General features: G+C 42.7%; 18 protein-coding genes. 6 read left to right on the forward strand and 12 right to left on the reverse strand.

Translation table 11 applies throughout. The features are described from left to right. The first annotated feature begins 78 nt into the window (after nt 1-78). The gene (locus ACT3RN_RS04710) at nt 79-498 is read left to right on the forward strand and encodes a PACE efflux transporter (protein ID WP_192518872.1); all 420 of its coding nucleotides are present in this window, start codon (nt 79-81) and stop codon (nt 496-498) included. A gap of 44 nt (nt 499-542) precedes the next feature. After that, entirely contained in the window at nt 543-830 is a 288-nt protein-coding gene (locus ACT3RN_RS04715) for a DUF4031 domain-containing protein (protein ID WP_192518871.1), read from the forward strand. Between the two features lie 87 nt (nt 831-917). On the opposite strand, the gene ACT3RN_RS04720 is transcribed toward ACT3RN_RS04715, so the two are convergent. After that, complete coding sequence (locus ACT3RN_RS04720; RefSeq protein ID WP_192518870.1) at nt 918-1,430, reverse strand: DUF302 domain-containing protein; 513 nt, start codon at nt 1,428-1,430, stop codon at nt 918-920. Nucleotides 1,431-1,668: 238 nt separating this feature from the next. After that, complete coding sequence (locus ACT3RN_RS04725) at nt 1,669-2,571, reverse strand: LysR family transcriptional regulator (protein ID WP_192518869.1); 903 nt, start codon at nt 2,569-2,571, stop codon at nt 1,669-1,671. A 150-nt stretch (nt 2,572-2,721) separates the two neighbouring features. Between ACT3RN_RS04725 and ACT3RN_RS04730 the strand changes: the two genes are divergently transcribed. Continuing rightward, nucleotides 2,722-3,846, forward strand: a complete 1,125-nt coding sequence (locus ACT3RN_RS04730) for an S-(hydroxymethyl)glutathione dehydrogenase/class III alcohol dehydrogenase (RefSeq protein ID WP_225739114.1) — start codon at nt 2,722-2,724, stop codon at nt 3,844-3,846. 247 nt (nt 3,847-4,093) lie between these two features. Next, nucleotides 4,094-4,642: a GNAT family N-acetyltransferase gene (locus ACT3RN_RS04735; RefSeq protein WP_192518868.1), complete on the forward strand. Its 549-nt coding sequence runs from the start codon at nt 4,094-4,096 to the stop codon at nt 4,640-4,642. A 43-nt stretch (nt 4,643-4,685) separates the two neighbouring features. Here ACT3RN_RS04735 and ACT3RN_RS04740 read toward each other — a convergent pair whose 3' ends face one another. The 6 genes from ACT3RN_RS04740 to ACT3RN_RS04765 form a co-directional block, all read right to left on the reverse strand. Then, nucleotides 4,686-5,381 (reverse strand): haloacid dehalogenase type II, encoded by a 696-nt coding sequence (locus ACT3RN_RS04740; RefSeq protein ID WP_192518867.1) that lies wholly within the window; start codon nt 5,379-5,381, stop codon nt 4,686-4,688. 362 nt (nt 5,382-5,743) lie between these two features. Then, nucleotides 5,744-6,358, reverse strand: a complete 615-nt coding sequence (locus ACT3RN_RS04745; protein ID WP_192518866.1) for a hypothetical protein — start codon at nt 6,356-6,358, stop codon at nt 5,744-5,746. Between the two features lie 41 nt (nt 6,359-6,399). Continuing rightward, the gene (locus tag ACT3RN_RS04750) at nt 6,400-7,023 is read right to left on the reverse strand and encodes a hypothetical protein (protein ID WP_192518865.1); all 624 of its coding nucleotides are present in this window, start codon (nt 7,021-7,023) and stop codon (nt 6,400-6,402) included. 124 nt (nt 7,024-7,147) lie between these two features. Further along, on the reverse strand, nt 7,148-7,897 hold the full coding sequence (locus ACT3RN_RS04755; RefSeq protein WP_192518864.1) for a PhnD/SsuA/transferrin family substrate-binding protein: 750 nt from the start codon (nt 7,895-7,897) through the stop codon (nt 7,148-7,150). A 3-nt stretch (nt 7,898-7,900) separates the two neighbouring features. Next, on the reverse strand, nt 7,901-8,395 hold the full coding sequence (locus tag ACT3RN_RS04760; RefSeq protein ID WP_192992261.1) for a PAS domain-containing protein: 495 nt from the start codon (nt 8,393-8,395) through the stop codon (nt 7,901-7,903). Nucleotides 8,396-8,632: 237 nt separating this feature from the next. After that, the gene (locus ACT3RN_RS04765; RefSeq protein WP_192518862.1) at nt 8,633-8,995 is read right to left on the reverse strand and encodes a roadblock/LC7 domain-containing protein; all 363 of its coding nucleotides are present in this window, start codon (nt 8,993-8,995) and stop codon (nt 8,633-8,635) included. Nucleotides 8,996-9,661: 666 nt separating this feature from the next. Here ACT3RN_RS04765 and gdhA point away from each other — a divergent pair. Together gdhA and ACT3RN_RS04775 are read left to right on the forward strand one after the other, a co-directional pair. After that, nucleotides 9,662-11,008, forward strand: a complete 1,347-nt coding sequence (gene gdhA / locus ACT3RN_RS04770) for an NADP-specific glutamate dehydrogenase (protein ID WP_192518861.1) — start codon at nt 9,662-9,664, stop codon at nt 11,006-11,008. A 335-nt stretch (nt 11,009-11,343) separates the two neighbouring features. Beyond that, nucleotides 11,344-11,925 (forward strand): PepSY domain-containing protein, encoded by a 582-nt coding sequence (locus ACT3RN_RS04775; RefSeq protein ID WP_192518860.1) that lies wholly within the window; start codon nt 11,344-11,346, stop codon nt 11,923-11,925. 262 nt (nt 11,926-12,187) lie between these two features. On the opposite strand, the gene hutI is transcribed toward ACT3RN_RS04775, so the two are convergent. The 4 genes from hutI to ACT3RN_RS04795 form a co-directional block, all read right to left on the reverse strand. Beyond that, the gene (gene hutI / locus ACT3RN_RS04780) at nt 12,188-13,498 is read right to left on the reverse strand and encodes an imidazolonepropionase (RefSeq protein WP_192518859.1); all 1,311 of its coding nucleotides are present in this window, start codon (nt 13,496-13,498) and stop codon (nt 12,188-12,190) included. 117 nt (nt 13,499-13,615) lie between these two features. Next, nucleotides 13,616-14,650, reverse strand: a complete 1,035-nt coding sequence (hutG, locus tag ACT3RN_RS04785) for a formimidoylglutamase (protein WP_192518858.1) — start codon at nt 14,648-14,650, stop codon at nt 13,616-13,618. Nucleotides 14,651-14,677: 27 nt separating this feature from the next. Then, a complete protein-coding gene (gene hutH, locus ACT3RN_RS04790; protein ID WP_087814299.1) occupies nt 14,678-16,240 on the reverse strand; it encodes a histidine ammonia-lyase in 1,563 nt (520 codons plus the stop codon). A 119-nt stretch (nt 16,241-16,359) separates the two neighbouring features. Next, nucleotides 16,360-17,721 carry a YjiH family protein gene (locus ACT3RN_RS04795; RefSeq protein WP_087814300.1) on the reverse strand — a complete coding sequence of 454 codons (1,362 nt, stop codon included), beginning with the start codon at nt 17,719-17,721 and terminating at the stop codon, nt 16,360-16,362. Between the last annotated feature and the right edge of the window lie 62 nt (nt 17,722-17,783).

The raw sequence follows: 17,783 nt of genomic DNA on the forward strand, positions 1-17,783 counted from the left end.
TTATAGCAGTACTTATTAGCCAGTCGCACTTATTAACGATAGCGAGTGGATAAATGAGAGATAGGTGTGGAACGAGCCATGCGTAGCACTAAAGATCGTATTCGTCATGCTGTAGGGTTTGAACTCATCGGTCTATTGATTTTTGCACCGCTGGCAAGTTGGGTATTTGGTTTTGAGCTGCATTCCATGGGCGTCGTAGCATTGACTGGCTCTATCGTCGCGACGGTATGGAATTATTTTTATAATATCTTATTTGATAACGCCCTGCTTAAACTACGTGGTGAGGTAAAAAAGACGGTTGCCATACGAGTACTACATGCTGCACTGTTTGAAGGTGGTTTGCTAGTGCTGTTTTTGCCAGCGATTGCTTGGTATTTGGACATCAGTTTGTGGGCAGCTTTTAAAATGGATATCGCTATGGCGACATTTTATTTAGTATATGCTTTTGTCTTTAATTGGGTTTACGACAGAGTGTTTCCTATTGTTGAAGCTGATTGATGCTTCAATCTAAAGCAATACGATAAATAAGACAGGTAACTGAGATGGCGATATATGTGGATTTTATGCAAATAGAATTTAAAGGCTATAAGTGGTGTCATCTATTAGCTGATACATTACAAGAATTGCATGATTTTGCAGCATTGATTGAATTAGATGCGCGCCTGTTTCATCGTAACGCCAGTTATCCGCATTATGATGTCACTGTGCAGATGCGAGAAACAGCGATTGAGTATGGTGCAATTCCTGCCGATCGAAGAAAAATTATCGAGTGTGCAAAGAAGCTAAAAGTAGAATTACATACACAAATAGCACAGTCCGATTGTTTGTAATAAATGCATAAACAAATAAAAAGGTGGGTTATGTTTTGGCTAACCCACCTTTTCTGTTTTTTTAGGTCGTGTTTTTTGAGTGTAGTATTACTTAGCAACCGCTGCTGTGCTGACCGCATTTAATGCTTTTGAGATATTATCAATGACGGTATCACAGCCTTCGATATTATGGCGGGTTTTGAGATATTCAGGATTGTTATAAGACAGCCATACTTTTTGATCAGCATCCTCGCTGATGAGGATTTTTTGTGGTAAATCAATGGCGACAGTCTGCTCACAGTTCATCAAGGGCGTACCGGCTTTAGGGTTGCCAAACATAATGACCTGGGTTGGTCGTAAGGTTAAATCGACACCTTGTGCATTTTTCTGATGATCGACGCGCGCAAATACTTTCATGCCTTTGCTTTCGATAACTGAGACCAGCTTATCGGCAGTATCTTGCACGGAATGATTGCTTTGCATGGTTACCAAGCCTTTTTCAGCATTGATAGCCGTTGTCGTGGTTTTTAGCGAAGAGGTGGGTGCATTTAGAACGTTTTCAACACTGGCACAAGCCGTCATGGCCAAAGCCAAAGCAGCGATAGAGACGATTTTAATCATGAGTCATCCTTTTTTATGGTGATTGGTTATCCGTAATAGTTGGCAACATCGAACATTCATTGTGCATCATAACCTTGTGTGTAATCAACCTATCCGTAATTAGCTTATCCGTAATTAGCTTATCCGTAATCAGCCTTGCATAGCAACTCAAATAATAGCGAGTACAACAACGAACATAACAACACGCATAACAACGCACACAATAAAAAGCATCATGACAAAGTGCGTTAACGGACTCTTAAGCCAAACGTTCTGCCAGATAGTCTACCAGCAACCTAATCTTTGGTGATAAATGACGATTGTGCGGATAAATAGCCCAAATACTTTCTTCTGGCTCTCGATAGTCATCCAATAAGCTTATCAGCTCCCCTGATTCTAAATACTTTTGCACGTAATAGTCAGGCAGCTGGACGACACCCAAACCTTTCAAAGCGGCATCGACTAGGCTATGCCCATTGTTATATTGGATGTTTCCAGAGACACGCAAGTTTTTTTCTTTGACACTGTTATTGGTTTTTTGATCGCTATCTATTTGGTCGGCATCTCTAAAGTACCAATAATCACGAGTACCCAGTAAGCAGTTATGATGACTCAAATCATTCAGAGAGTGAGGCGTGCCATATGTATCGAGATAAGAAGGCGCGGCACAGACAAAGTTAGTGCGATGGCTGAGCTTCTTTGCCATCATCGTTGAGTCGCTTAATTTACCGATGCGAATCGCTAAATCGTAACCACCATCAATCAAGTCAATCATTTGATTACTCAAAAACGCTGTTACTTCGATATTACTATACTGCACCATAAAATCATTGATCAGCGGTAATAATTGCTGCTCGCCATACGTCATAGGTGCCGTTAGTTTAATTCGACCTTGTGGCGTTGATTGAAAGCGACTGACCGCCTGTTCAGCAGCATCTAAGCCGTCTAATACACCACGGCAGTGTTGATAGAAAACACGTCCTTCTTCTGTGAGTGAGACTTTTCGTGTTGTACGATATAGCAGTTTAATATTAAGCCGTTTCTCTAATGCACTGATTTGTCGGCTGACTTGTGCGGTTGAGATACCTAGTTCTTTGGCGGCGCGCGTGAAGCTCTCGTATTCTGCAACATAAACAAACTCACTGACCCCATCCCAACGCATGATTATTACCAATATGTAAAAGTTATTTGCAAATATAGCATATTGTTATCATGCTAGAAATAACTATAATGAGAAGTATCCGCTTCGAAATGTTTCAGATATTGGCCCCAACAGGCTATGCCTAATAACGAACTAAAAAGAGAGACAGCTATGTCAGATCAATTTATCAAATCTAAAGCCGCCATCGCTTGGGGGCCAAATGAACCACTATCTATCGAAGAAGTAGATGTGATGCTGCCAAAGAAAGGCGAAGTATTGGTAAAAATCGTAGCAAGTGGTGTTTGTCATACCGATGCGTTTACGCTCTCTGGTGAAGACCCAGAAGGCGTATTCCCAGCGATTTTAGGTCATGAAGGTGGCGGTATCGTTGAGCAGATCGGTGAGGGCGTGACTAGCGTGCAAGTTGGTGACCATGTGATTCCTTTATATACAGCGGAATGTAAAGTCTGCAAAATGTGTACGTCGGGCAAAACCAACTTGTGCTCGGCGGTACGTGAAACCCAAGGTAAAGGCCTAATGCCAGATGGCACCACGCGTTTTTATAAAGATGGTAAGCCAATCTATCATTATATGGGCTGCTCAACCTTCTCTGAATATACGGTTTTGCCAGAAATTTCTTTGGCCAAGGTCAATAAAGAAGCACCGTTAGAGGAAGTTTGTTTGCTGGGTTGTGGTGTCACCACGGGTATGGGTGCGGTCATGAATACCGCAAAAGTCGAAGAGGGTGCGACCGTTGCTATCTTTGGTCTCGGCGGCATTGGTCTATCGGCAGTCATCGGTGCTGCGATGGCAAAAGCCAGTCGTATCATTGCAATTGATATTAATGAGAGCAAGTTTGAATTGGCCAAAAAATTAGGTGCGACTGACTGCATCAATCCGAAAGATTACGACAAGCCCATTCAGGAAGTCATCGTGGAATTAACCGATGGCGGTGTGGATTATTCATTTGAATGTATCGGTAATGTCGATATCATGCGTTCAGCACTTGAGTGCTGCCATAAAGGCTGGGGCGAGTCGGTCGTCATCGGTGTCGCAGGTGCAGGGCAAGAAATCTCTACCCGTCCGTTTCAACTTGTGACTGGGCGCGTCTGGCGTGGCTCAGCATTTGGCGGGGTAAAAGGTCGTTCAGAATTACCAGGCTACGTTGAACGTTATCTGGCAGGTGAGATCCCATTACAAGAGTTCATCACCCATACCATGCCATTGGAAGACATTAATGAGTCTTTTGACTTAATGCATAAGGGCGAGAGCATTCGTACCGTTATCCATTTTTAAACGATAGTCAGCCCTAAATAAAAAATACAAATACAACCACGCGATATCGGTTATATTTTTCTTGCTTGCTGTGCCTACGCAGACAGAGGCTACGCAAAATATAATCCGTATCGCTGTATTTTTTAATATTAAATCGCCTATAGTAATGATAAAAATACCACTTCTAAGATGGAAGCGGTATTTTTTTAGGCTAAAGCATAAAGCATAAAGCATAAAGCATAAAGCATAAAGCAAAAGGTCAAACAGTATGAAACCTCAGACAATAGAAACGGAACGTCTCTATCTTAGACAGTGGCAGGCGAGTGATTTACCTGTCTTTGCTGAAATGAATGCTGATCTTGACGTCATGAAGTATTTTCCCAAGCCACTGTCACCAAAATTGAGCGATGCCATAGCCAATAAATGTTCAAAGCTTATTGAAGATAAAGGCTGGGGATTTTGGGCCGTGAGCCTAAAAGAGACGAATGCCTTTATCGGTATGGTTGGCTTAAATGAAGCACATGTTGATATGCCTTTTGCACCTGCTGTAGAGATGGCTTGGCGACTACACAAAGATTATTGGGGAAAAGGTTATGCAACGGAGGCCGCAAGAGCTTCATTAACGTTTGCATTTGAAACGTTAATGCTTGATGAGGTCGTCGCGTTTACGGCTGTTATTAACAAGCACTCGCAATTAATCATGCAGCGCATTGGCATGACTGATACGCAAGAAAACTTTTATCATCCAATGCTTGAGTCTAACCATCCACTTGCTGAGCATGTGCTATATAAAATTACTCAGGAGCAGTGGCGGTAAAATTTTAATTATTGACGGTAATAGCTTTCTTGTTTAACAGCCTCTAGTTTTTAGCATCGAGTATGATTTTCTTAGCAAGCGTGACAAGATCTGAGGCCATAAAATTCGGTGTCGGTACATTGGACGCAGGTAACATAGCGTTATGAGGGCGTTTTAGAAATGCACCTTGGCAACCAGCCGCTTGAGCGCCTATCGTATCCCAAAGATGAGAAGCTACGAGGCATAAATCTGACGTCTCAACAGACATTTCCTTGGCGACCATTTGATAAGTCTCAGGTGCGGGTTTGAATTTTCCGACAGTTTCTACGCTGAATTGCTGCTCAAAGAACTGACTGATACCGGCTTTTTCGAGTGGTGAAGGAGAGGTGCTACTTGCTGAATTGGTCAATGTCGCCAGTCGAAACCCTGCATCACGTAGCTTGGTCAATGCAGGTATGACATCGGGATGGGCCGGCATTTTTCCCATGAGTGTTTTGAGTTCTGTGATATCGTCATCTGTCAGCGTGATTTTATGGATATCAGCAGTCATCTGTAAGGCGCCAACACCTAGCTCACCAAAAGGTGCATACAGCCCTGATAGCGTCATGGTTTGAGAGTAGAGTACCAGTTGAGCGAACCACTCTCTTAGCATGAGCTTGTCATCGAATAAGCGAGTGAATAAAGGGGTTAAGGTCTCAATATCTAGCAAGGTTTCATTGACATCAAATACAATAATTGGGTGGGTTGAGTTAACGGACATATAGACTCCTGTTGTTGAGAGCTAGCAGGTTATGACTGTTTCATAAGCCATAAATTTTATAAACCATAAATTTCATAAGTCATAGAGAGCCAACAAACCTAATAAAGCATGCTGACCAGTTAAGCGAAAGTATTGGATAATATCCCAAAACAGAATATTGATAGAAGACAGTATGACGAAGTAAGAGGTATGAATTGTTAATTCGCAGGGCATTAACGTTGATAATTGAAACATTAGAGTATGTTAAGTATCAGGCAAAAGTGACGTTGTAGCAGATTGATAGAGTAGTCTACGGTAACAACAGACCCTAGGGCCAGTTGCATGTATGATGTTAGATGGTTTAATGCTCTAGCTAAGAAATTTTAGCTAAGAAATCTTAATCCTGAAGTTTTTAACGCCCATACCAGTTCTACAAAAGCACGGCTGTTGGTTAGAGGTTCGCCATCGATGATGAGTACGTAGCCTGAACCATCAATCCATAAAAACACAAAACTGGTCTCAGGAATCAACATATCAACCTGCTGAAAAAACGAGATGGCTTGGCTTTCTACTGCCCAACCACGTTGTTTTTGACGTAGTATAAATCCTGAAAAGTCAGCCGCTGCGACACTCAACATATCGGCTTCTTCTTGGCTGTAGCCAATGCGTGCCAAACAGAATCCTTCATCAGAGCCGATGGCGGCACGGCGTTTCCCTGACAAGCTAGCAACCACGTAGGGTAAGAACTGATCTAGTGGTAGATTAGGTGCTGGTAAAAGCAAGGACAGTTTTTCAATCCAACCTTGCTCGATAAAGTTTTGCAACCATTCATCAGAGTAGCGTTCTAGCCATTCGGCTGCGAGCAGTGTCTGTGCATAAGACAGTAAGTCTTGTAATGATAACTGCTTATCAGTGGGTTCACTTTGAGAAAATGCCTCAAAAATACCGGCTGGAGTTAAAGTCAGATACGTTTTATCAGCATTTAAATAAGAAGACATAGCAGCTACCGTTATAATAAAGGTTATAAATAGGCAATAAATTAAGTTTTAATGTTTTGGGTTTGATCAAGGTTTTGTTGACAGTTATTCCAACGTTCATCAAACTGCCAGTCGCTTTTGCCTAAGCGAAACCATACTAAAGAGAAGGCAAGCCGATCATTGCGTGCGATACAGTGAGCAAAAAATTCGTTTTCGATCTGCTCAATTGTACCCCAGTCTTCATCATCACGTGCTTGCATCAGTTCAGTTGTGATGTCCTTAGATATTTCTTTGGCATCATCGCTACTGATACGTAGTCGTCGCTTTTGTTCATTGAGAGAAGGCGAAACCAACACGCTCCAACGGGTTGCGAGCATACTATTGCGTTGAATGTATCTTTTCTTATTGATACATTCGCGGAACCCTTGCTCAATATGAGGGTAAAGCCGACCTTTGACACGAATAAACAAGTTGTTTACATCATAAGGGATATCATACCAACAGCCATAAAAAAAGTCTGCAACGGCACCTTGTAAAGGCTCTTTTTCGTTCAATAATAGCGCAGCATTGATACGTTGTTCGTGAAAATGACGATTGTTGGGTGCCAAAAATACTTTACGTGAGTATAAACGAAATACTCGCCGAGCTTCCATCTCATTTTCTTTGATAAGATCTAAATCAGACATAATAGTGTCCTTGTAAGTCATAGTCGCTATTGTATGGCTCATATTATATAGCGACCATTAAGGTGCAATAGGCTATGACCTAAGCAAGCAAAACGATGCAATATGTCAATATCTCAATGAAAAACTAGTCAAGCAAGGTCTGCATTAAATCTATCATAAATTCAGCATCTTCCTCATCCATCGCTTCAAATCCATGAGGCATACCCAGTTCTGCTAATGCTTCTTTACCATCGTCGTCATTATGCAGATTGAGAATGGCATTCATAAAGATTTCGGTGTCAGGGAAATCCTCTTTAATAAGCAGTACATGACTGATATCAGCCAAATCACTTTCGATAAGTACTGATAGTTGAGTTTTGGTCAGACGAGAAAAGCTATGAAATATCTCTGCTAAAAAAAAGGCAGCCTGGGCCTCGCCTTTAATGACTTTTCGAGCTGCTGCTTGATAAGTTTCAGTGATATCCCAAGTCAGATCAGCTTCTTCTATATCAATGGCTTCTAATAAGCGTAGGCCAACTAGTTTAACATCACGGTTATCGGCCATTGCTACAGTAGCGCCAGTTTTTATGTCTTCTAAGCAGTTGATATCGCTCTTTGCTGCAGCGGCAATGACCATCTCATCAGATTTTCCGATAGGGCGGGCGACTGCACGGTAGCCTTGCTCACGAATCAATGTTGCTGCATCAAAAGGGTTGGCATAAATGATTTGAATGTTACCAGCAGTAATGACTTGCTCTTGCTCATCATGTGAGGATGGAATGTTCAAGTGCATATTTAAGTTAGCACGTTTTTGAATCAACGTATTGAACATGTGCCAGCCTGCGAAACGCTCAGGCGAAAAATCTGGGGCGATTAACATATTATGTGTCGTCATGACTCAATCTTCCTCATTTTTTTTCATTTCAGCATACAACGCTATCGCTGCTTCTATCTTGCTGCGTGATGGTTTGCGTCGTACTGATGTATAGCCTACTGTTTTGCCGTGACGAACATTCGGCACGACAGTAGCATAGACCCAGTAATGACTACCATCTTTGCACAAGTTTTTGACATAGCCATGCCACTTTTGTCCAGAGACTGCAGTACTCCACAAGTCTTTATAAGCAGCTTTTGGCATATCAGGATGGCGCAAAATGTAATGTTGTTGACCGATTAGTTCATCAATAGTGTAACCGCTAATTTCAACAAAAGCATCATTGGTATGTGTCAGTATACCGTTCAAATCAGTACGCGATACAATCAGCTTGCCATCAGGATAAGGGCGTTCAATACCCGTGTCATAGACAGTGCGTGAGGTGCCATCATGGTAAGTTATAGTAATCTGCTTAGCAGGCATATCAGGCTTATGTGCATCAGGGATTGGAGAACCCATAGTAATCTCCTTTATGGATCGTTGTATTCATAATGATTAAAAAGCCAGCTTTATGTGGAACTTGTCGAGAATGTTATTTATAGTGAATAGAGTTTTAGCTTATTATTGACCCTAACACTTATTTAAGCACTGATCTTATAAAATAGTGTGTATTATCTTAAATAGTTTTTATGAGACAGTCACTCAGTTTTGATTTAAAGTAAGGTTTCTCGTTTAACAAACCTCTAAAATCGCTCATTAGATAAGTTTTGCAAGGGCTTCTGATGCACGCTTGATGTCTAAGAATATCAAACCAAGTTTCGCATTTGGTTTTGCCATAATCGTCAGTACCGCCTCATCTCCCGATGATGTCATAATAACGTAGCCTTGCTCGCCTTGAATCATAATACGATCGATACTACCACGCGCCAACTCACGGCCTGCACGATCGCCCAATGACAGCAAAGCTGCTGACATTGCACCAACACGGTCTTCGTCAATGCCTGTTGGTAGTGCTGAGGCAATCATAAGACCATCGTTAGAAATTAAGGCAGATGCTTCAACATCCGTTGATGAACTGTTTAGGTCTTCCAAAATTTGCTGGAATGAGTCTGTACGCATATCGCTTTCTCTATGATAGATTGTGGGATTGATAGAATAGCTATTGATAATGTTGAAAAAGACATAACTATATGTTGTATAGACGGGTGATTATAAACCCTTGTTGTTAACATTGATATATACTGCAACGGAAAAAAAGCCATTTTTCCATATTTTTTTACCGTTTGTTATATTTTATCGACCTTTTATCTTAAATTTATATACAAATAAAAACAAGTGTTTATTTTTTTGGTAAAAGCTAATACAAGTGCCTAGCATGCCAGTAAAATGTTACTGTCTTTAGTTGCGTTAAGATACTTGTAGGGTGTGTTCTTATTTGAAAATCAATGATAAAGCTGAATCATTTTTAAACGCTTTAAGCGACTATTGATTGAATTAAGGATATGCCTTAGCTATTGATCATAAACTTTCATGATGATGATATTTACTAGACTTATGTACCTAAAAAATGATATATAATTATGGAATAAAAATAGTTTTTATCTCTATATGTGTAATGTAGTCACATACATAATCAGTTTTTAATCCCCCTTGCTTCTATACATAACCTTGTATAGAAGCGATTTCAGTTTTATATCAGCGTTAAAAATTTCCTCGTCAGCCTTTATATGACGTGATGTTGATGTAAATAAGTACAATCACCATTTGATCCTAAGGAAGAAATATATGAGTATCAGTCAGGCCATCAAAAAAGTCGAAGCACGTTATGCGCATCAGCCAGAGTTCATTCAGGCAGTAAAAGAGGTGGCCATTACGATTCAGCCTTTATATGATGCTCATCCTGAATACAATACTTTGAAAGTATTTGAGCGTTTGGTGGAGCCTGATCGGGTATTTGGCTTTCGGATTAACTGGGAAGATGATAAAGGCAACGTGCAAGTCAATCGTGGTTGGCGTGTTCAGTTCTGTAATGCGTTAGGACCATACAAAGGCGGTCTTAGATTTCACCCTACGGTTAATCAGTCAGTACTGAAGTTTTTAGGTTTTGAGCAAATTTTTAAAAACGCTTTAACGGGCTTGCCGATTGGCGGTGGTAAAGGTGGCTCTGATTTTGATCCTAAAGGTAAAACGGATAGTGAAATCCGTCGTTTTTGCTATGCCTTTATGCGTGAGTTATATCACTATGTAAGTAAAGATATGGATGTGCCTGCTGGTGATATCGGTGTTGGTGGTCGAGAAGTCAGCTATATGTTTGCGATGTACAAAAATTTGACACGTGAGTCGACTGGTGTTCTTACTGGTAAAGGCGTGGGATTCGGTGGCAGTTTGATGCGCACAGAAGCGACTGGCTACGGTGCCGTTTATTTCTTAGAAAACATGCTTATCGCCCAAGGTGATAACATCAAAGGCAAAAAAGTACTTATCTCAGGCGCTGGAAATGTCTCACTCCACGCCGCTGAAAAAGTGAATGCGCTTGGCGGTATAGCTATCACGGTATCTGACTCACAAGGGACTTTGTACGATGAACAAGGTCTTAATCAAGAGAAAATTAATTGGCTCAAAAAACAAAAATATCAAAACAAACCATTAGCAGAGTATGTCGATGTCTATGGTGGCGAATGGCTTGCCAAACAAAAACCATGGCAGTTTGAGGCTGATATTGCGTTGCCATGTGCCACTCAAAACGAAGTGAGTGCAGAAGATGCTAAGCGATTGGTTGAAAATGGTGTAACGTATGTAGTTGAAGGTGCCAATATGCCGCTAACTGCGGAAGCGATTGATTATATTCGCTTGCATCGCGTCCATTATGCGCCTGGTAAAGCCGCAAATGCTGGTGGTGTCGCTGTGTCTGCGCTTGAGATGTCGCAAAACTCCGTCCGTCAATATCAAACCTTTGAGCAAGTCGATGAGCGTTTAAAAGGTATTATGAAAGATATTCATAATAGTGCGGCTAATGCCTCAGAGCAATATGGTCAAACTGACAATGGCTATATCGACTATATGGCGGGTGCTAATATGGTTGGCTTTAAACGTGTGGCTGATGCATTGGTGGCTTTTGGTATCTTAAACTAAGACTCTCTAGTCTATTGCTCCACGTAAGTGTTGAGAACATCCATACTGCATTTATCCTAAGACGATAAATGCAGTATTTTTTTATCGACACCATACGCCTGCTCATCGAACATAGATACTTGTATCAGTACTATATTTAGATTGGTTATTCAAACAGTGTGATTACACTTTGATACTTTTTCATCCTATAGCAAGTAGAAAATCTCGTTAACATAAGTGTATAGCTAATGGCATTAAACGCTATCGATAATGAAAAGAGATTATTTCATTGGGTTATAGCAGTACACTATAAAAATGGCTTATAAAAGTAAGTGATAAGTAAAGGAAATAAGTTAATGAATAAACTGTCTAAAAAAATACAATTGACCACTTTAGGTGCTGGCCTAGCATTCGCCCTAACTACAGGTGTCATGAGCACGACTGTAATGGCGGCTCAAACCAGTCTGTCTACTGAGGTAAAAGCAGCACAAGCGACCAAGATTGGTTTAAAGCAAGCGATTACTATCGCAACCGCACAGGCATCCGGTATGCTAATCGGGGCTGATTATGACGAAGATGATGATGATACAGAAAATGGCATATATGAAATAGAATTTAGCACGGCTAGCGATAGTTATGAAGTAGTAGTGGATGCAATGACGGGAGCAGTCATTGGGACTGAGACTGAGCGATTAGATCGCGACGATATTAACGACTACAACGTACAGCATCGTACGAAAGTAAATATTATGAGTGCGATAGGTATCGCTGAGAAAAAAATAGGCGGTATGACATTAGAAGTCGAGTTTGAAGCAGATCGCGACTATGATGCTCACCCTTTGTATTACAAAGTTGACTTGCTGAAAGGCGATGAGATCGTTGGTATCAATGTGGATGCCAATACAGGTGAGACGTTTGCCAACAAATATAAGCGCTAGAGCATGTCTTCAATTCACCCGATAGTCATCTACATGGGCTAAAAATAGCTAAATCTTGCCAAACATCGTCAAATAGCGGGTTAATATCGCGATATTATCTGCATTATTTTTCTTGTTTGACGGCAATTTATCTCATTTTTATCACCATTTTTGAAATAAAGACATGGCCTAGTAGAAATATCCAAACCAGATAAATTAAAAGCCACCAGATGAACATACTAGCTAGTGGCTTTTTTAATGGTGATAGGTAAAGGTAGAAAGGTTACACCGTCTTGCGCCACTTACCTTGAACCATAGTGCATTGGATAGGGTTTAGCCCCATCTGATAAGCCAAATCGGCAGGACGGGCAATATCCCATAGTGCCAAATCTGCATCACAGCTGACCTCTATTTTACCTTTATTAGATAGCCCCAATGCTTGTGCTGCGTGAACAGTAATTCCTGCCAAAACCTCTTCAGTGGTTAAGTAAAATAGCGTGCAGCCCATGTTCATCGTTAACAAAAGCGAGGTGAGCGGTGAAGTGCCAGGGTTACAGTCGGTAGAAAGCGCCATTGGCACCTGATGTTTGCGTAGCGCCTCAATCGGTGGCAATTTGGTGTCACGTAATGTATAAAACGCCCCAGGTAGTATCACAGCTACGGTATTGCTGGCAGCCATTTTTTTGATATCATCTTCTGATAAATGCTCTAGATGGTCGCTGGATAACCCTTGATACTCAGCAACCAAGGCACTACCACCTATGTCAGATAATTGCTCAGAGTGCAGTTTGACTGGTACATTTAATGAGCGTGCCACTTCAAAAACGCGTCTGATTTGCTCAGTATTAAAGGCGATGTTTTCACAGAAGCCATCGACCGCATCGATCAAACCCTCTGAATGCAAAATAGGTAGCCACTCGCACACTTGCTCGATGTATTCATCCGAGCGGTCCTGCATGTGAGACTTGTATTCAGGTGGTAGGGCATGTGCCGCTAAATACGTTGTGCTCACATGTATATTGTGTTTGTCACCAAGCTGGCGAGCAACCATGAGCATTTTGCGCTCAGTGTCTAAATCTAAGCCGTAGCCCGATTTGATTTCGATACTGGTCACGCCTTCTTTTATGAGTGCGAGTAGGCGCTTTTCACTTTGTGCAAACAACGACTCAACACTAGCGGCGCGGGTTGCACTAACGGTTGAGACAATGCCGCCACCTTGTGCAGCAATGTCTTGATAACTAGCGCCTTGCAAGCGCGCCTCGAACTCATTGCTGCGGTTGCCACCATAAACGATATGGGTATGGCAGTCGATAAATCCGGGGGTTACCCAGCCGCCATGAGCATTTTTGATTTGCTCTGCTGAGTAATGTGACAGGTGCTCTGCTATTTGTTTATTAGAGCCAATCCACGCAATTTTGTCATCAATAATACCGATGGCAGCATCTTCCAGTTGTCCATAAGGTACATGGTCACTGCTATTAAAACCGTAATGGGCAGAAAACGTGGCAAGATTGGCATTGATGATAATTTGATGAAACGATGCCATGGTGGCATCATCGAATATGGTTGCTGTCGTATTGTTGAAATCATTCATAATGTGCTCCTTATTGTTTGGACGCCAGTGGTGTCTATTGGTCGGGATGAGAGGGCAAAGCTAAGCTAAGCAATGAATTTAATCAACGAACCTAGACGATGAGCTTGGACAATAAACCTAGATGACTAGTAAATGCTGCTCTACCATAGTTGCCAGTAGTCGAGCAGCGACCTTGCAGCTGCGCCCATCAATATCAAAATTAGGATTAATCTCGGCAATGTCGGTCATTTTTACTTTGCCTGTAGCCATGATGGTTTTTACCATGCGCTCAACAAACCCAAGCTCAATACCGTAAGCTGCTGGGGCACTCACACCGGGCACAACACTGGCAGGCAAGCAATCCATATCAATGGTTAGATAAACCACATCAACCTGATTGATAAAGCTTATAACCTGATCGGCAAGTACCTGCCAAGGCTGCTGCTGACAGTCCTCGTCGCTAATGACTTGTACACCCAATTGTTCAGCGCGGTCAAACAGCGCTGCCGTGTTAGAGAACCGACTGACGCCAATACAGCAATAGTGAAAAGGCTGCTCATGTGCTGATAAATGCTCAGCAATTTGCCGAAAAGGTGTACCAGAGGTCGCCACATCCGACTGACGAATATCAAGATGCGCATCAAAATTAATAATGCCGATGGTCGGTGCGGTAGTGGTATCGTTTGTGTTTTTTAATGCCTGCCATAATCCTAAAAAGCTACCGTACGCAATGGCATGACCACCACCAAGTCCAATGGGCAAGCCGCCTTGTTTGACGATAGCGCTCACCTTATCCGCATATTCGAGCTGAGCTTGCTCAAGAGTGTGCGCAGCAAAGTCATCATCGTCATGACAATAGATATCGCCTGCATCACCTAGCAATGTTGCCAGTTGATTGTCATAGCGTGTCTGCAACGACGCAATCACTGGCAGCGTCGCAAACGCTCGGCGAATCAGCGGCGGGGCAGCTCGCGCACCCACGCGGCCTTGATTGCGCCTAACCCCTTGATCACATGCAAAGCCGATTAGCCCAATATTTTGATCCTCGTAAGGCTGGACGAGCTGATACCAGTAGCGGGCACGTGCCGTCTCAAATGGCTCTGCACGGCCAGTCCACAGCATCATGTCAGCCGCTGTGTGACTCACGGTTGTGCTAATTTTCGTAATGGCCATTGCTCATTCCCTTCTATTATCTAACGCTTATTTAGACTCGTACCAGTTGCTACGTAATGACTGCCAGTGCTCAGCAAGCGTACCGTCTAATACCAATTGCTTGGCCGCTTCGATATCAGGCGCTAGGTAGCGGTCTTTATCATAGAAAGTCACTTTCTCGCGCAGTTTCTGATGCGCCACAGTCAACGGCTCTGATGTCTCTAATCCGCGATGAAAATCAATCCCTTGACCGGCAGCCAATAGCTCAATACCGATAATGGTGGCAGTATTTTGCGCCATCTCGTATAAGCGGCGTGCGCAATAGGTCGCCATGGAGACATGATCTTCTTGGTTGGCAGAGGTTGGGATGCTATCGACGCTACCCGGATGGGCGATAGATTTGTTTTCTGAAGCCAGTGCCGCTGCTGTCACATGGGCGATCATAAAGCCTGAGTTGACCCCAGCGTTATCAACCAAGAATGGCGGCAGACCACCTGACAGCGTCGCATCGATAAGTAAGGCCACACGGCGCTCAGACATAGAACCAATCTCGGCAATTGCCAAGGCTAAAATATCAGCGGCAAAAGCGACTGGCTCAGCATGGAAGTTACCACCTGATATAGCCACTGGGCCATCTTCGTTATTAAAAATTAGCGGATTGTCAGTGACGGCATTGGATTCGATTAGTAGCGTTTTACCTGCTTGATTGATGATATCAAGACAGGCACCCATGACTTGCGGCTGACAACGCAAGCAGTAAGGGTCTTGAACTCTATCGTCTTGCTCGCCATCATGTGAGGCACGAATGGCACTGCCTTTGATCAGTTGACGATGTGCTTTGGCGATTTCAATTTGACCATGATGGCCACGTACTTCGTGAATACGCGCATCAAATGGTGAGTCCGATCCTTTGGCAGCATCAATCGACAGTGAGCCGACGATGGTGGCGGTCTCAAGCAAATCACGCGCTAAGAAATAACCCCGTAATGCTAGCGCGGTTGAAACTTGCGTACCATTGATAAGCGCGAGGCCTTCTTTGGCTGCTAGGGTAATTGGCTCAAGTCCATGTTGAGCTAGAGCTTCTGCTGCAGGCACTTTTTCGCCAGCGACAAACACGTCACCTTCACCCATCATTGCAAGTGTCATGTGTGATAAAGGCGCTAAATCACCAGAAGCACCAACAGACCCTTTTGCCGGAATATTTGGCGTGATTTGATTATTGATTAAGGCCAGTAGACTATCTACTACCTCGCGACGCACACCAGAGACACCTTGAGCCAAACTGGCAACTTTCATCACCATAATCAGTCGCACGACGCTGTCTGGTAACGCTCCACCAGTACCCACTGAGTGAGAAACGATCAAATTGCGCTGAAGTAGCTCAAGCTGATCATCACTGATACGCGTCTTTGCTAACAAGCCAAAACCAGTATTGATTCCATAAGCGCTTTTGTCTCGAGCAATAATCGTACGCACATCTTCGTGTGAGGCATCGATAGCTTTATAAGCACTCTCAGGTAATGTCAATATGACAGGTTGCTCATAGATATCACGTAGCATCTTAAAGCTAAGCTGGCGAGGGTGTAGCGTTAATTTTTTGATATCGTTCATAGGGTGATCCTAGTATTGTAAGACATATGGGTTATATTATTTTTGATTCATGTCTTTGTTGAAATGACGTTTTTTAAATGTTTTTAGTTAACATAATACTTGTTATTAAATTTGTTTTTTTAGCCAATCCAGTTGAAGTACATGGCTAGATGTCCGAATGCCGCAGCCAATAAAATACTGAGTACCACACGCTCAAACCAGATAATGACCATTTTGCCGACAGATAATGGTATTTCAGTGGCAAGCACACAAGGAATCATGGCAGAGAAAAACAACACGCTGCTAATAGAGATGACCCCTGCAACATAGCGAGTCAGTATATCAGCCTCACTGAGGAGCAGTGCTGGCAAGAACATTTCAGCCAATCCCGCTGACATACCTTTGGCGGCAACCAGAGGCTCTGGTAAGCCGCTAAGCCATGTAAATGGATAAAGAAGCAAGCCTAAAGCATCGAATACAGGCGTATACTTTGCTAATATCAATCCTGTCAAGCCAACCGCGATGATAGAAGGCACAATCGCCGCTGCCATTGTCAGCCCATCGCGAAAGTTAGACCATAAGATTTGTTTTAGGTCAGTGGCACGGCGCGAAGTGGACAAACCCAAATCAAATGCTGCCGCCAAACGTGTACCACTTTTATGGTCTAAAGCGGGACGTTCAACGCTATCATCTACAAGGCTAATGGGTGGAATACGAGCAGTAATCGCAGTAACGATAAAGGTAATCACTAGCGTAGACCAAAAAAACAGGTTCCAAAACTCCATCAGACCAAGCGTTTTGGCAACAATGACCATAAATGCCGCTGATACGGTCGAAAATCCAGTCGCAATGATAATGGCTTCGCGCGCTGAATATTGCTTTTGCAAATACACGCGATTAGTAATGAGCAGCCCGATAGAGTAGCTACCAACAAAGGATGCGACAGCATCAATCGCTGATGAACCTGGGGTTTTCCAGATAGGTTTCATGATCGGCTGCATGAGCACACCGACCATCTCGAGCAAACCAAAACCCACCAAAAATGCTAAAATTAATGCCCCAAGCGGTACAATCATACCGACTGGTAATGCCAGTTTTTCAAACAAAAACGGCAGCATGTCCTTTTCCATCATAAAGGCAGGCGCTACGTCAGCCACATACATTACTGCCAGTATCAGACCAATGATTTTAAAAGCAGTCATAATCATGTGGGTGATATTTTTACGCCATGAGCCGTCTATAAATGGCTTGCTTACCCCAAAGATCATCAATAAAAATAATAACATCACAGACAATGTATGCTGCTGATTGACCAGATAAGTTGCCCCATGATCGAACAAAATCGTGCTTTTCTCACCAATGGTAAATGGCACAAAGAACATGACCAAACCGATAGCACTAAAGACTATCAATTGCAGTAACGCTATAGGTTTAGACAGTAGTGCTTCAGTTGGTGTCGCTGCTGCATCCTTGAGATTTAGTGTCGTATTTTGCTCAATCATATTATCCTCCTTGATAAAATGTCGATGATATCCTTATGTCAAGTAATCACTTATAAGGATAA

The sequence above is a fragment of the Psychrobacter sp. AOP5-GZ1-6 genome (assembly GCF_052376345.1).
Taxonomy (GTDB): domain Bacteria; phylum Pseudomonadota; class Gammaproteobacteria; order Pseudomonadales; family Moraxellaceae; genus Psychrobacter.

Coding starts and splice junctions, on each gene's coding strand:
- ACT3RN_RS04710 (WP_192518872.1), top strand. CDS start 79: ATGCGTAGCACTAAAGATCGTATTCGTCATGCTGTAGGGTTTGAACTC.
- ACT3RN_RS04715 (WP_192518871.1), top strand. CDS start 543: ATGGCGATATATGTGGATTTTATGCAAATAGAATTTAAAGGCTATAAG.
- ACT3RN_RS04720 (WP_192518870.1), bottom strand. CDS start 1,430: ATGATTAAAATCGTCTCTATCGCTGCTTTGGCTTTGGCCATGACGGCT.
- ACT3RN_RS04725 (WP_192518869.1), bottom strand. CDS start 2,571: ATGCGTTGGGATGGGGTCAGTGAGTTTGTTTATGTTGCAGAATACGAG.
- ACT3RN_RS04730 (WP_225739114.1), top strand. CDS start 2,722: ATGTCAGATCAATTTATCAAATCTAAAGCCGCCATCGCTTGGGGGCCA.
- ACT3RN_RS04735 (WP_192518868.1), top strand. CDS start 4,094: ATGAAACCTCAGACAATAGAAACGGAACGTCTCTATCTTAGACAGTGG.
- ACT3RN_RS04740 (WP_192518867.1), bottom strand. CDS start 5,381: ATGTCCGTTAACTCAACCCACCCAATTATTGTATTTGATGTCAATGAA.
- ACT3RN_RS04745 (WP_192518866.1), bottom strand. CDS start 6,358: ATGTCTTCTTATTTAAATGCTGATAAAACGTATCTGACTTTAACTCCA.
- ACT3RN_RS04750 (WP_192518865.1), bottom strand. CDS start 7,023: ATGTCTGATTTAGATCTTATCAAAGAAAATGAGATGGAAGCTCGGCGA.
- ACT3RN_RS04755 (WP_192518864.1), bottom strand. CDS start 7,897: ATGACGACACATAATATGTTAATCGCCCCAGATTTTTCGCCTGAGCGT.
- ACT3RN_RS04760 (WP_192992261.1), bottom strand. CDS start 8,395: ATGGGTTCTCCAATCCCTGATGCACATAAGCCTGATATGCCTGCTAAG.
- ACT3RN_RS04765 (WP_192518862.1), bottom strand. CDS start 8,995: ATGCGTACAGACTCATTCCAGCAAATTTTGGAAGACCTAAACAGTTCA.
- gdhA (WP_192518861.1), top strand. CDS start 9,662: ATGAGTATCAGTCAGGCCATCAAAAAAGTCGAAGCACGTTATGCGCAT.
- ACT3RN_RS04775 (WP_192518860.1), top strand. CDS start 11,344: ATGAATAAACTGTCTAAAAAAATACAATTGACCACTTTAGGTGCTGGC.
- hutI (WP_192518859.1), bottom strand. CDS start 13,498: ATGAATGATTTCAACAATACGACAGCAACCATATTCGATGATGCCACC.
- hutG (WP_192518858.1), bottom strand. CDS start 14,650: ATGGCCATTACGAAAATTAGCACAACCGTGAGTCACACAGCGGCTGAC.
- hutH (WP_087814299.1), bottom strand. CDS start 16,240: ATGAACGATATCAAAAAATTAACGCTACACCCTCGCCAGCTTAGCTTT.
- ACT3RN_RS04795 (WP_087814300.1), bottom strand. CDS start 17,721: ATGATTGAGCAAAATACGACACTAAATCTCAAGGATGCAGCAGCGACA.